The organism is Thauera sp. 63 (assembly GCF_000310165.2).
GTDB lineage: Bacteria > Pseudomonadota > Gammaproteobacteria > Burkholderiales > Rhodocyclaceae > Thauera > Thauera humireducens.
On sequence record NZ_AMXC01000005.1, the window covers coordinates 121,802 to 134,778 of the forward strand.

The window sequence follows — 12,977 nt, forward strand, 5'->3', positions numbered from 1 at the left end:
GAACCGACAAGGGGATCATCCATGCAATACAAGTCACAAGCGGTCGCCATGCCCTACTTCATCGCGGCGATCGGTCTATTCGTAGGGCAAATCATCTTCGGCCTGATCATGGGCATGCAGTACGTGGTCGGCGATTTCCTCTTCCCGGAAATCCCGTTCAACGTCGCCCGCATGGTCCATACCAACCTGCTGATCGTGTGGCTGCTGTTCGGCTTCATGGGGGCTGCGTACTACATGGTGCCGGAAGAGGCGGAAACCGAACTCTACAGCCCGAAGCTGGCGCTGATCCTGTTCTGGGTCTTCCTCGTCGCGGGTGCCGCCACCATCCTCGGCTATCTGCTGGTGCCGTATGCCACGCTGGCCGAGATGACGGGCAACGACATCCTCGCCACCATGGGGCGTGAGTTCCTCGAACAGCCGCTGATCACCAAGATCGGCATCGTCGTGGTCGCACTCGCCTTCCTGTTCAACATCACCATGACGACCCTGAAGGGCCGCAAGACCGCCATCAGCATGGTCCTGCTGCTCGGCCTGTGGGGTCTGGCGATCTTCTTCCTGTTCTCCTTCTACAACCCGACCAACCTTGTCCGCGACAAGTTCTACTGGTGGTGGGTAGTTCACCTTTGGGTGGAAGGCGTGTGGGAACTGATCCTCGGCGCGCTGCTGGCCTTCGTGCTGATCAAGGTGACCGGTGTCGACCGCGAAGTCATCGAGAAGTGGCTGTACGTGATCATCACGCTGGCCCTGGTCACCGGCATCATCGGTACCGGCCACCACTACTACTGGATCGGCACGCCGGAATACTGGCAGTGGTGGGGTTCCATCTTCTCCGCGCTGGAGCCGCTGCCCTTCTTCGCCATGACCGTCTTCGCCTTCAACATGGTGAACCGCCGTCGTCGCGAGCATCCGAACAAGGCGGCCGTGCTGTGGGCGCTGGGTACCGGTGTGATGGCCTTCCTCGGCGCCGGCGTGTGGGGCTTCCTGCACACCCTGGCCCCGGTGAACTACTACACCCACGGTTCGCAGATCACCGCCGCCCACGGCCACATGGCCTTCTACGGCGCCTACGTGATGGTCGTGCTCACCATCATCAGCTACGCCATGCCGATCCTGCGTGGTCGCGCCGCCAACTCCAACAAGTCGCAAGTGCTGGAGATGTGGAGCTTCTGGCTGATGACCATCGCCATGGTCTTCATCACGCTGTTCCTCACCGCCGCCGGCATCCTGCAAGTCTGGCTGCAGCGCGTGTCCGACACCCCGATGTCCTTCATGATGGCCCAGGACCAGGTCTCCCTGTTCTACTGGATGCGTGAATGGGCGGGTGTGATGTTCTTCGTCGGCCTGCTGGTGTATGTGATCAGCTTCTTCGTCAAGGGTGAAACCCAGCCTTCCAAGGCATGACGACAACCGGTGTCTCTCCGCAGTAACTCCTGGGCGACCGGGGGAAGGGGTTGGGGCGGCTTAGGCCGCCCCTTTTTTCGTCCACCGCGAGCGTGCCTTTTTGTGCCGCTCACGCTGGATCGCGGGCACGAGCCGTTAGAATCCGGTTTCCCTGCCCGCAACGCCCCGGAAACCCACGTGTCCCGCCCGAGCCAGCCCGCCCTGCCCCGCCCCCACCGCATTGCGATCAACGGCTACGGCCGTATCGGCCGCTGCTATCTGCGCGCCCTGCACGAAGCCGGACTCGCCGGGCAGTTCCAGGTCGTCGCCATCAATGAGCCGGCAGACCTCGCCAGCATCGCCTACCTGACCCGTTTCGACTCGACACACGGTCGCTTCCCCGGCGAGGTGACGACGGCCGATGGCAGGCTGGTCATCAACGGCCATGCGATCGAGGTGAGCCACGCCACGACACCCGAAGCGGTCAACTGGTCGGCCCACGAGATCGACCTCGTCGTCGAATGCTCCGGCCAGTACAGCAGCCGCAGCGCGCTCGAGCGCTTTCTCGACGCCGGCTGCCCGCGCCTGCTGCTGTCGCACCCGGGAAACAGTGCCGAGGATGTCGACGCGACGATCGTGTACGGGATCAACGAGTCCGGTCTGGACGCCGGCGCCCGCCTCGTGTCGAACGCCTCCTGCACCACCAATGCCGTCATCCCGGTGCTCGCGCTGCTGCATCGCGAAATCGGCCTCGAGAACGCACTGCTCACCACGCTGCATTCGGTCATGAACGACCAGCCGCTGATCGACGGCTACCACCATGCCGACCTGCGCCGCACGCGTTCGGCCATGCAATCGATCATTCCGGTGTCGACGGGCCTCGCGCGCGGCGTCGAACGCCTGCTGCCGGAGCTCGCCGGCAGGGTGCAGGCCAAGGCCATCCGCGTGCCCACGCACAACGTCTCGGCCATCGACATGGTGCTGCAGCTGGCCGACGACGCCGATGCCCCGCGCATCAACGCGCTGCTGCGCGCCGCCAGCGAGGGCGCCTATCGCGGGCTCATCGCCTGGTCAGACGACCCGCATGCCTCCATCGACTTCAATCATGACCCGCACTCGGCCATCGTCGACGGCGGGCAAACGCGCATGATCGGGCCGCGGCTCGTCAATCTAATGGTCTGGTTCGACAACGAATGGGGCTTCGCCAACCGCATGACAGACGTTACGCGACACTGGCTCGGCACCCTGCTGCCGGCCGACCGCCGCTGAGACGGCACCGGGCTTGCCCCGAAAGCCGGGGCGCTCAGCGCGCCAGAACCTGCACCCGGTTGCGACCCGCGTTCTTCGCCGCATACAGCGCCCAGTCTGCCGCGTTGAGCAAGGTGCCGATGTCGTCGTCATCCGACACCATCGCGCTGACGCCAATTGACACGGTGAAGCGGACAGGACGCCCGCTCTCGTCCGGCACCGACGCATCGGCAGCCACAAGGCGCAGGCGCTCGGCCACTTCCGCCGCGGCCTCGAGATCGGTCTCGGGCAGCAGGATGGCAAACTCCTCGCCACCGAGCCGCCCGAACACGTCGGGCGTCCTCAAGGCAGCTTGGCACCCCTTGCAGAGTGCCCTGAGCACGGCATCGCCGACCCGATGGCCGTGTCGGTCATTGATGCGCTTGAACCGGTCGACGTCGAGCATCAGGATCGACAGATCGCTGTCATAGCGCTTGGCTCGCTCGATCTCGGCCGTCGCCAGCGCCATGAAATGCCGGCGGTTGAACACGCCGGTCAGGTAATCCGTCCGCGCCTGGTGCGCGATCTCTTCCTCCATCAGCTTGCGCTCGGTCACGTCGGCATGGGTGCCGCACATCCGGACCGGCCGGCCCGCCTCGTCGCGCTGCATGACGCTGGCCTGGTCCAGGATCCAGCGGTACGAGCCGTCCTTGTGCTGCATCCGGTACTCGAGCTTGTGGGTCGGCGCACGCCCCTCGAGCACCTCAATGATCGAGGCCCACGCACGCTCGCGATCGTCCGGATGGACGAAGTCGGACCACTGCATCGTCGTATGTTCGATTTCCTCATACGTGTAGCCGAGCATCGTCGCCCAGCGCGCATTGCGCTTCACCTCACCGCTGCGGATGTTCCAGTCCCACAGGCCGAGATCCGCGCCCTCGAGGACAAGGCGCAACTGTTCGGCGCGCTCCTTGAGCACGGCCTCCGTGTGCTTGAGTTGGGACACATCGTGGAAGCTGATGACGACTTTCTCTAGGGCGCCATCCGCATCGAAGAGGGGGAAAGCACTGACCATGGCCCACGTCACGCCCTCATGCCCCGGCCGCACGACCCCCAGTACCTGTTCCGCCAGCGGAAGGCGGCTGGAGATCACGCGATTGACGGGGTACTCGTCGGGCCTCAGCCAGCGGTCATCCTCCTGCTTCAAGGACCAGCCGGGCATCAGATCCTGCGCGCCGAGCATGTCTCCCTTCGAGACCCCCAGCAATTCGCACGCACGCGCGTTCAGGAAGATCACGCTTGCATCGGGTGCGTGCACGACGATGCCCACGTGCAGCTTCTGCAACAGCTCGACATCCTGCACACCCTGCACCATCGCAACCTCCCTGCCGATGCGGGATTCTTGTCTTGTTGACGAAACGATAGCGCCGGCCCCAACCGACCGCAATACAAGCGCCAAGCCCGAATCCCCAATCCGAAGAAAATCGGCAGGCCAAGCATCGCGCGCCGCCTTGGTTAACCACGATCAATTTTATTTCCCGCGGCACTGCCTAGACTGCGGCGCATGAAACAGCATGCTCTCTCCGCACCGTCCGTCGCGGCTTCCGCGCAACCGCCTGTCACACCCCGGCTGGCCGGCGATCTTGCGATCTGGTTCTTCATCCTCGCCGAACTGCTCGCCTTCGGCGTGTTCTTCGCCGCCTACGCCTTCACCCGCGCCAACAACATCGAACTGTTCGACGCCGAACAGGCGGCGCTCAACCGCAACGCCGGCGCGCTCAACACCATCCTGCTGCTCACCGCCAGCTACTTCGTGGTCCGTGCCGTGCAGGCCGCCGAGCATCGCCTCTCTAAATCCTGCGCGCACTGGCTGCTGGCCGCCATCGCCTGCGGCGCCGGCTTCCTGGTGGTCAAGATGTTCGAGTACGCGGCGGCCTTCGAGCACAACATCAGTCTCTCGAGCAGCCCCTTCCACATGTTCTACCTGTCGCTGACCTTCTTTCACTTCATGCACGTCATTCTGGGCATGGTGATCCTGATCGCGATGTGGAATGGCGCACGCACGGGCCGATATGGCCCCGGCGACATGAATGGCCTCGAGACCGGCGCCGCTTACTGGCACATGGTGGATCTGGTGTGGCTGGTCCTGTTCCCGCTGGTCTATGTCATCCACTGAGGGCACACGCATGCATTCCGGCTCCGACGTCCATGGCACCCCGCGCCGCACCACCGTGCTGTGGGCGACGCTCATCGTCGCCACGCTCCTTACCTGGGGCATGGGCGCACTGGGTGCCACCGGCAAGGGCGCGATCGCCATCCTGGCCCTGATCTCGTTCTGGAAAGGCGCCGTGATCATCCTCGACTTCATGGCGCTGCGCCACGCACCGCTGCTGTGGCGCGCGCTGACGCTGGGCTGGATGGTCCTCGTCTGGGCCGTCATCGCCATCGCATACATCAAGGGACTGCCGCAATGAAAATGGAAAACCTCGCGGGCGCAGCACGGCTCGACCTGCCCTACTACCAGGCCGCCGGCGACGAAGTCGCGGTGTTCGAGCATGCCTGGAAGAACCGCCTGCCGCTGCTGATCAAGGGCCCGACCGGCTGCGGCAAGACCCGCTTCGTCGCCCACATGGCAGCCCGCCTCGGACTGCCGCTCTATACCGTGGCCTGCCACGATGACCTCACCGCGGCCGACCTCGTCGGCCGCCACCTCATCGGCGACGGCAAGACCGTGTGGTGCGACGGCCCGCTGACCCGCGCGGTGCGAGAAGGCGGCATCTGCTACCTGGACGAAGTCGTGGAGGCCCGCAAGGACACCACGGTGGTGCTGCACCCGCTGGCCGACGACCGCCGCATCCTGCCGATCGACCGCACCGGTGAACTGCTCGAGGCGCCGCCCAGCTTCATGCTGGTCGTGTCCTACAACCCGGGCTACCAGAACCTGCTGAAGGGCATGAAGCCCTCCACCCGCCAGCGCTTCGTCAGCATCCGCTTCGACTTCCCGCGCGCCGAGCAGGAGGAAGCCATCCTCCTCGGCGAGACCGGCTGCGCGCCCGACCTTGCCCGCCGCCTCGTCACCATCGCTGGTGCGCTGCGTGCGCTGAAGGACCGCGACCTCGAGGAAGCCGCCAGCACCCGCCTGCTGATCTACGCCGCACTGCTGGTCAAGGACGGCATGGACCCGGTGGCCGCCTGCCGCGTCGGCATCATCGAGAGCCTGACCGACGACGCCGAGGTCGCTGAGGCGCTGATGGAAGTCGTCGCCGCCACCTTCGGCCGCTGACGCCGGCCGCCGACCCGAGCCGCCGAACGATGCCGATCGAACGCCCCGACCCACTGCGCCCCGACCCCCTACGTCACGTGATGCCCGGCCCCCGGCTCGCGGTGGTGGCCGAAGCCCTGTTCCTCATCAACCTGATGCTGGCGCCGGGACTCGCCTTCCTGGTGCTGATGGTGCTGTGGGCAAAGCACCACGACCACCCGGATCCGCTGGTGCGCAACCACCTGCGCCAGACCGGGTGGACCTGCATCTGGGGCGGCACCTTGCTGGTCAGCCTGAGCGTCGCCATCTTCGCCCTCGGCGGCTTCGACAACCCCTGGTCGTGGGTCATCGGCGTGCTGTACTTCACCCTCGTTCATGCCGGGCTGATCCTGCTCGGTGTGCTCGGTCTGTCGCGCGCGATCAACGGTCGCAGCTGGCGTTATCCAATCTTCGGGCCACGCGAGCATGACTGAGTTGAGTTCCCCGCGCAGCCCCGCTCGGCCGCAGCGCGTCATCCCCATCGCCGTCGCCGGCAGCGCCGCGCCGCGCAGTCGCCAGGGCAAGCGCCTCGCCTTCCAGGTGGGCTTCTTCGTCCTGTTCGTGCTCGCGCCGGTGTTCGACCTGTTCCGCTACGACCTCAACGCCGATCACGCCTGGCTGCTGGGCATGGAGTGGCGGCTGGGGCTCGACGACTTCCTCGCCGGCAAGGCCACCGCGCTCGAAGCGGCCGGCAACATCATGCTGCGCCTGTTCGTGCCGCTGCTGGCCGGCGCCGGGCTGTTCATCTGGGCGGCATGGAAGTGGGGCCGGCTGTACTGCGGCTGGCTGTGCCCGCACTTCTCGGTGGTCGAGACCATCAACAAGCTGATGGCGCGTGCGTCGGGCAAGCCCAGCATGTGGGAGAAGTTCGCGCTGCCGCGCTGGAACACCGATGGCAGCCCGCGCCGCGTCGATGTGCGCTGGTGGGCCGTGGTCGTGCCCGCTGCCGTGGCCTTCGCCTTCCTCTGGGCCGTCGTGCTGCTCACCTACCTGCTGCCGCCGGCCGAGGTGTACGGCAACCTGTTCAGCGGCAACCTCACCCGCAACCAGTTCATCTTCATCACCGCCGCCACCGTGGTGCTGAGCCTCGAGTTCCTTTTCGCGCGCCACCTGTTCTGCCGCTTCGTGTGCGCCGTCGGCCTGTTCCAGAGCCTGGCGTGGATGAGCAACAAGGACGCGATGGTCGTCGGCTTCAAGCGCGACCGCGCCAGCGACTGTGCGAGCTGCCTGCCCGAACGCCAGTCCGCCTGCGACGCGGTGTGCCCGATGCGGCTCAAGCCGCGCAACATCAAGCGCCACATGTTCACCTGCACGCAATGCGCCCAGTGCGTCGATGCCTGCGGCGAGACCCAGCGCGACAACCCGGACGGCCCGCTGCTGGCCTGGGTGTCGGGCGAGGCCGCGCGGCAGAACGAAGCCGGCTTCCGTGCAATCCGGGAGCGTTGAAGCATGGAAGAAGTCGTCGGCAAGCTCTGGCACCGTTTCATCACCCGCGCAGCGGGCGGCCACTTTCCCGAGGCCGTGGTGAAGCTGAAGGAGATCGAACGCATGACGGGCGTGTTCTTTCGCGCCCTCGGTGGCGACCCGGGCCTGCGTGTCGCGGCCGCAACCGCCGATGTCCATGGCGCGCGCCGCAGCCTGCTGTCGCGCATCGCCGGCAGTGACGAGCGCATCGCCCGCGCACGCATGGACGCCAGCACGCTGCGCCTGCCGATGGAGCTGGACGCCCTGCCCGAGCGCAGTCTCAACCGCGACCTCTACCTGTGGCTGGCCGCCCTCGCCGCCGCGCAGGGCACGCCGATCGGACCCGAGGACGAGGTCGCGCTGGCCGACGCCCGGACGCGGCTCGCGCCCCTGCCCGAAGGCGCCAGTGCCGACCCGGCAACGCTGGAACTGCGCCTGAACCAGCTCGCCACGCTGCGCGCCCTGCTGCGCTGGCCCGGCCTGCAGGCGCGCTACGACCGCCTCGTTGCCGCCGTGCTGAGGCAACGTCCCGACCCCGCCCGCCTGCCACCCGAAGAGGCCGAACGCGAGCAACGGATCAGACAGGCCTTGCTGCAGCCTGGCAGCGTCGCCGCCCTGCCCGCCCTGCCGCCCAAGGGCATGCCGCACCAGCCGGTGCTGCTGTGGCTGGGCGACCTCGTCCCCGGCGCCACGGCCGAAACAAGAAACGGCCAGGGTGCCGAGGCCAGCGCCAACGCGCAGAGCAAGCGCGACGAACGCGAGACCGAGCGCCAGGCCCACCGCGTCGAGCGTGTCGAGCAGCCGCAGGAAAAGCACGGCCTGCTGATGATCTTCCGCGCCGAGAGTCTGCTGTCGGTGGCGGAGTTCCTGAAGGTCAAGCGCAGCACCGACGACGACCCCGACGACAACGCTGCCGACGCCGCCGCCAACCTCGAGCAGCTCGCGCTGTCGCGCGACGAGGAGCGCGTCGCCTCCAAGGTTCGCTTCGACCTCGACCTGCCTTCGGCCGCAGAGGACGACGTCGTGCTCGGCGACGGCATCCCGCTGCCCGAATGGGATTACCGCAAGCACCTGCTGCGCGAGGACCACGTCCGCCTGCAGGAGCTTGCCGCCTCGCCACGCGACCCGCGTGCCGCCCCGGTGCCGCTGCCGCAGCACCTGCGCCGCACCGCGCGCCACCTGCACCGCCAGTTCGCCGCGCTGCAACCCGGCCGGCGCTGGCTCAAGGGCCAGGTCGACGGCAGCGAACTCGATGTCGATGCCGTGGTGCGCGCCGCCACCGACCGCGCCATCGGCCACCACCCGTCCGACCAGCTCTACCTGTCGCTGGAGAAGCGCGAGCGCGACCTCGCCTGCCTGGCGCTGGCCGACCTGTCCTTGTCCACCGATGCCTGGATCTCGTCCGAGGCGCGCGTCATCGACGTCATCCGCGACTCGCTGCTGCTGTTCGGCGAGGCCCTGTCCGCCACCGGCGACCGCTTCGCGCTATGCGGCTTCTCCTCGGTCAAGCGCAGCAACGTGCGCTTCCATCGCCTGAAGGACTTCTCGCAGCGCTTCGACGACGCCGCGCGCGGGCGCATCATGGCGATCAAGCCCGGTTACTACACACGGCTCGGTGCTGCCATCCGCCACGCCACCAGCGTGCTCGAGAAGCAGACCGCCGCGCGCCGCATCCTGCTGATCCTGTCCGACGGCAAGCCCAACGACCTCGATCTCTACGACGGCCGCTACGGCATCGAGGACACGCGCGTCGCCGTCATCGAGGCGCGCGGTCGCGGCATCGTGCCCTTCTGCGTCACCATCGACCGCGAGGGCGCGAGCTACCTGCCCCACCTGTTCGGCCCCGGCGGCTACGCCGTGATCCGCGAGCCCGACGAGCTGCCCGCCCGCCTGCCGATGTTCTACGCCCAACTCACCCGCTGAAGCATGAGGCGAACGCCATGAACGATGACTGCGAGATCCCGTGCCAGGAGGCGCTGCGCGATGCGCCAGCGCCCACCGGAACCCCTTCCCTGCCACCGGAGGTGGAGCGCCTGTGCCGCCTGCTGCGCCACGCGGCGATGTTCCAGGGCCTGGGCTGCGACGAGATCGCCCGCTTCGCCCGCGGCGTACGCGAGATCAAGGCCCCCAAGGGCGAGATCCTGTTCCATCGCGGCGACACCTGCACCGGCTTCCATCTGATCCTCTCCGGCCAGATCAAGCTCGCCTTCACGTCGGCCGAAGGCAACGAAAAGGTCGTCGACATCCTGCGCCCGGGCCAGAGCTTCGGCGAGGCCGTGATGTTCATGGACAAGCCCTACGTCGTGATGGCGCAGGCGCTCACCGACAGCACCCTGCTGCACATCGGCAAGCTGGTGTTCTTCGAGGAGATGAACGGCGACCCGCTGTTCTGCCGCAAGATCATCGCCGGCCTTGCACAGCGCCTGCACCGGCTGATGGGCGACGTCGAGAGCTATTCGCTGCGCTCCGGGCGTGAACGCATCATCGGCTACCTGCTGCGCGAGGAAGAGATGAGCGGCGAAGGCGTCGGCGCCGGCCGGGTCTCGATCCGCCTGCCCACCAGCAAGGGCACCATCGCCTCGCGGCTCAACCTCACGCAGGAGCACTTCTCGCGCATCCTGCACGAACTGACCGATTCGGGCCTGATCGAGGTCGAGGGGCGGACGATTCACATCCCGTGCATCGAGCGCCTGCGCGGCAGTCTCGAGTAGCGGCAGCGCCGGCCGCCCAGCGGCGGCAACGTCTCAGGACGACGACAGCAGGTTGTTGAGCGAATCGCTCAGGCGGTCGATGCGCTCGTTGCTTTCGCGCACGAGTTGCGTGATCTCGCTCGCCGAAACCGCCGACTGCTGCGCGAGCTTGCGGACCTCGTCGGCGACGACGGCGAAGCCGCGCCCGGCCTCGCCGGCACGCGCGGCCTCGATTGCCGCATTGAGCGCGAGCAGATTGGTCTTGTCGGTGATGTCGTTGATGCTGCCGATGATTTTCGCGATATGGCGGCTGGACTCCTGCACCAGGCGCATCTCACGATCGGTCACCTGCGCCGCTTCCAGCTTCGCCTGCTCGTCCACCCCGTAGCTGACGATGCGCTTGATGTTGCCGATCGAATCGGTGATGGGGCACAGGGCGCCATCGAAGCGGACGGGCCGCTCGTCCTTGCCGCGGACATCGAACTCGCCGGTGATCTGCTCGCCCTTCAGGAGCCGCGCGAATCGCTCCTCGCCCAGCACGTCGCGCAGGTTGCGCTTGCGTGCCAGCAGTTCGGCAGCCGTCTGGAAGCCCAGGTGGCAGGCCATGTACTCGTTCGCCGACAGCATCTGGCCGCTAGTCTCCCACTCGGCCACGCCATTGCTGACGCTGATCGCCGCAAAACGCTTTTCGGACTCGAGCGAGAGTTCCTTGGTGGCCGTGATGTTGGCCTGGATCGAGATGTACTGCTCCAGTACCCCGTCCTCGTTCAGCACCGGGTTGATGGCGAGCGAGATCCAGTAGTGCTCGCCCGTTTTCCGGTAGTTGAGGATCTCGTCGTAGATCGGGCGGCGATGGTGCAAGGCGTCCCTGATCCGGTCGACGGTCTGGGGGTCGGTCGCCGGACCCTGCAGCAGCGGGCCGGGCTTCTTGCCCCGGACTTCGTCCAGGGTATAGCCGGTCAGCTTCTCGAAGCCGCGGTTCACGTACTGGATCAGGCCGTCCTTGCCCGTGATCACGATGGAGTTGTCGGTCTCGTTCGCCACCAGCGACAGCAGCTTGAACTCCCTGTTGCGCAGGACCTGGGGCGTGATGTCGCTGGCGAACTTGACCACCCGGACGACCTCGCCCTCCGCATTCAGGATCGGGTTGTAGGTGGCATGGATCCAGACCGAGCGCCCGCCCTTGGCGACGCGCTCGAATTCCGCAGTCTGGAACTGGCCCGCACGCAGCTTCTGCCAGAACTCGGCGTATGCCCGCGATCCGCGCTCTTCCGGGCTGACGAAGATCTCGTGCTTCTGGCCCCGGATCTCCCCGATCGAATAGCCCATCAGCGCGAGGAAATTGCCGTTCGCCTCGAGGATGGTCGAGTCGGGGCTGAACTCGATGACCGCCTGCGCGCGATTGATGGCTGCAAGCTGGGACTCGACGCGCGCCCGTGACAGGACCTGCGCAGTCACGTCCGTAGCGAACTTGATGACGCGAAGAACCTTGTTCCCGCGCACGATCGGCGTGTAGGTCGCCTGTATCCAGACCGCGGCGCCCGTCTTCGTGATGCGGCGAAACTCCCCCGTCTGCGGCTTCCCCGCACGCAGCGCCTGCCAGAAGGCCTGGTAATCGTTGCCCTTGGCGTCGCTCGGGTGCAGGAACATGCGATGCGAGCGGCCCCGGACTTCGTCCGGCGAATAGCCCAGGAGATCGAGGAACCTCTTGTTCGCACGGAGAATGGTGCCCTGCAGATCGAACTCGATGACGGCCTGGGTCTGCTCGATTGCATCGATGACATCCAGCGCGCGCTTGCTGCGGAAGAGATTGAACATCTCGGTGTTCCTTGGGGGGTGGTCAGCCGTACGGGACACCTGTAACGGCAGTACGGTTCCAAGCTTGAGGACCGAACGAGACCCAGCGAACCCGATGAAGAGCGGAACCGCCGACACCAAAGCCCTCGGATTCGACGCATCACTAGCGAAAAACTGCACAATCGTGCGCCGACAGGACGCGGCAGCCGACGCAGAAACGTGGAACACTAGCAACCGCTCACGCCTGAACACGCGATACCACTTTCCCGGAACCCGTATTGATGCCCAACGCGCAAGCCCTCTCCCCCTGCAGCCGCGACGCGCAGACGCCTGTCGGCGGCTGCAATCGTTGCCGCGGCCTCGCACCGCTCGACTTCGACTTCAGCATGGCCTTCCAGCCCATCGTCGATATCCGCAGCGACAAGGTCTGGGCGTGGGAAGCGCTGGTGCGTGGCCCGCAAGGCGAAGGCGCGGGCAGCATCCTGTCGCGCATCACCGAGGACAACCGCTACCAGTTCGATCAGCACTGCCGCATCCGCGCCATTGAGCTGGCTCATGGGCTCGGCATTCCGGCACGACTGAGCATCAACTTCCTGCCCAACGCCGTCTATGAACCGCGCGCCTGCATCCGCGCGACCATCGAGGCCGCCAACCGCGTCGGCTTTCCGCTGGACCGGCTGCAGTTCGAGATCACCGAGGTCGAGGAAGTGCGCAGCGACGGCCATCTGCGCCGCATCGTCGAGGAATACCGCGCGATCGGCTTCGGCACCGCAATCGACGATTTCGGCGCGGGTTACGCCGGGCTGAACCTGCTGACGCACTTCCAGCCCGATGTGTTGAAGATCGACATGAACCTCGTGCGCAACATCGACCAGGATCGCACCCGCAGGCTGATCGTACGCAATCTGGTGCAACTGGCTGGCGAACTGCCCTGCACGCTGATCGCAGAGGGCATCGAGACGCTGGACGAGGCGCGCTGCCTGGCCGACCTGGGCATCACGCTGCACCAGGGCTACGCTTACGCGCGACCGGGCTTCGAGAGCCTGCCCCAGCCCGACACCGCGCTGCTGGAAAAGGTGAAGGCGGCCTGAGCGCCCGTCGCACCCATCCGCCTTCGC

The 12,977-nt window shown here is 66.5% G+C and carries 12 protein-coding genes; 10 read left to right on the top strand and 2 right to left on the bottom strand.

The window, feature by feature from the left end; genetic code table 11:
* Positions 1-21 precede the first annotated feature (21 nt).
* Entirely contained in the window at positions 22-1,401 is a 1,380-nt protein-coding gene (locus C664_RS06745) for a cbb3-type cytochrome c oxidase subunit I (protein ID WP_004255833.1), read from the top strand.
* 177 nt (positions 1,402-1,578) lie between these two features.
* Positions 1,579-2,649 (top strand): type I glyceraldehyde-3-phosphate dehydrogenase, encoded by a 1,071-nt coding sequence (locus C664_RS06750; RefSeq protein ID WP_004255835.1) that lies wholly within the window; start codon positions 1,579-1,581, stop codon positions 2,647-2,649.
* A gap of 34 nt (positions 2,650-2,683) precedes the next feature.
* Here the strand turns inward: C664_RS06750 and C664_RS06755 are convergent, their stop codons facing one another.
* Entirely contained in the window at positions 2,684-3,982 is a 1,299-nt protein-coding gene (locus tag C664_RS06755; protein WP_004255838.1) for a sensor domain-containing diguanylate cyclase, read from the bottom strand.
* Between the two features lie 189 nt (positions 3,983-4,171).
* On the opposite strand from C664_RS06755, the gene C664_RS06760 reads away from it, so the two are divergent.
* Genes C664_RS06760 through C664_RS06790 form a run of 7 tightly spaced genes read left to right on the top strand, consistent with a single transcriptional unit; the run spans position 4,172 to position 10,083 of the window.
* A complete protein-coding gene (locus C664_RS06760) occupies positions 4,172-4,783 on the top strand; it encodes a cytochrome c oxidase subunit 3 family protein (RefSeq protein ID WP_004255841.1) in 612 nt (203 codons plus the stop codon).
* A gap of 10 nt (positions 4,784-4,793) precedes the next feature.
* Positions 4,794-5,081 carry a cytochrome C oxidase subunit IV family protein gene (locus C664_RS06765; RefSeq protein ID WP_004255843.1) on the top strand — a complete coding sequence of 96 codons (288 nt, stop codon included), beginning with the start codon at positions 4,794-4,796 and terminating at the stop codon, positions 5,079-5,081.
* The gene (locus C664_RS06770) at positions 5,078-5,890 is read left to right on the top strand and encodes a CbbQ/NirQ/NorQ/GpvN family protein (protein WP_004255845.1); all 813 of its coding nucleotides are present in this window, start codon (positions 5,078-5,080) and stop codon (positions 5,888-5,890) included. The genes C664_RS06765 and C664_RS06770 overlap by 4 nt, the downstream gene beginning before the upstream one ends.
* A 29-nt stretch (positions 5,891-5,919) precedes the next feature.
* Positions 5,920-6,342, top strand: coding sequence for a hypothetical protein (locus C664_RS06775; protein ID WP_004255848.1), 423 nt, complete (start codon positions 5,920-5,922; stop codon positions 6,340-6,342).
* Positions 6,335-7,354: a 4Fe-4S binding protein gene (locus tag C664_RS06780; protein WP_198291489.1), complete on the top strand. Its 1,020-nt coding sequence runs from the start codon at positions 6,335-6,337 to the stop codon at positions 7,352-7,354. Before C664_RS06775 ends, C664_RS06780 begins: the two co-directional genes overlap by 8 nt.
* Before the next feature lie 3 nt (positions 7,355-7,357).
* Entirely contained in the window at positions 7,358-9,295 is a 1,938-nt protein-coding gene (locus C664_RS06785; protein WP_004255852.1) for a nitric oxide reductase activation protein NorD, read from the top strand.
* A 17-nt stretch (positions 9,296-9,312) separates the two neighbouring features.
* Positions 9,313-10,083 (top strand): Crp/Fnr family transcriptional regulator, encoded by a 771-nt coding sequence (locus C664_RS06790; protein WP_004255855.1) that lies wholly within the window; start codon positions 9,313-9,315, stop codon positions 10,081-10,083.
* Between the two features lie 33 nt (positions 10,084-10,116).
* Here C664_RS06790 and C664_RS21155 read toward each other — a convergent pair whose 3' ends face one another.
* On the bottom strand, positions 10,117-11,880 hold the full coding sequence (locus C664_RS21155; protein WP_004255858.1) for a methyl-accepting chemotaxis protein: 1,764 nt from the start codon (positions 11,878-11,880) through the stop codon (positions 10,117-10,119).
* 260 nt (positions 11,881-12,140) lie between these two features.
* On the opposite strand from C664_RS21155, the gene C664_RS06800 reads away from it, so the two are divergent.
* A complete protein-coding gene (locus C664_RS06800; RefSeq protein ID WP_004255860.1) occupies positions 12,141-12,950 on the top strand; it encodes an EAL domain-containing protein in 810 nt (269 codons plus the stop codon).
* The last annotated feature ends 27 nt before the right edge of the window (positions 12,951-12,977 follow it).

What these genes read in the sequence shown, in the direction of transcription:
- C664_RS06745 (WP_004255833.1), top strand. Translation starts at nt 22, where the DNA reads ATGCAATACAAGTCACAAGCGGTCGCCATGCCCTACTTCATCGCGGCG.
- C664_RS06755 (WP_004255838.1), bottom strand. Translation starts at nt 3,982, where the DNA reads ATGGTGCAGGGTGTGCAGGATGTCGAGCTGTTGCAGAAGCTGCACGTG.
- C664_RS06760 (WP_004255841.1), top strand. Translation starts at nt 4,172, where the DNA reads ATGAAACAGCATGCTCTCTCCGCACCGTCCGTCGCGGCTTCCGCGCAA.
- C664_RS06765 (WP_004255843.1), top strand. Translation starts at nt 4,794, where the DNA reads ATGCATTCCGGCTCCGACGTCCATGGCACCCCGCGCCGCACCACCGTG.
- C664_RS06770 (WP_004255845.1), top strand. Translation starts at nt 5,078, where the DNA reads ATGAAAATGGAAAACCTCGCGGGCGCAGCACGGCTCGACCTGCCCTAC.
- C664_RS06775 (WP_004255848.1), top strand. Translation starts at nt 5,920, where the DNA reads ATGCCGATCGAACGCCCCGACCCACTGCGCCCCGACCCCCTACGTCAC.
- C664_RS06780 (WP_198291489.1), top strand. Translation starts at nt 6,335, where the DNA reads ATGACTGAGTTGAGTTCCCCGCGCAGCCCCGCTCGGCCGCAGCGCGTC.
- C664_RS06785 (WP_004255852.1), top strand. Translation starts at nt 7,358, where the DNA reads ATGGAAGAAGTCGTCGGCAAGCTCTGGCACCGTTTCATCACCCGCGCA.
- C664_RS06790 (WP_004255855.1), top strand. Translation starts at nt 9,313, where the DNA reads ATGAACGATGACTGCGAGATCCCGTGCCAGGAGGCGCTGCGCGATGCG.
- C664_RS21155 (WP_004255858.1), bottom strand. Translation starts at nt 11,880, where the DNA reads ATGTTCAATCTCTTCCGCAGCAAGCGCGCGCTGGATGTCATCGATGCA.
- C664_RS06800 (WP_004255860.1), top strand. Translation starts at nt 12,141, where the DNA reads ATGCCCAACGCGCAAGCCCTCTCCCCCTGCAGCCGCGACGCGCAGACG.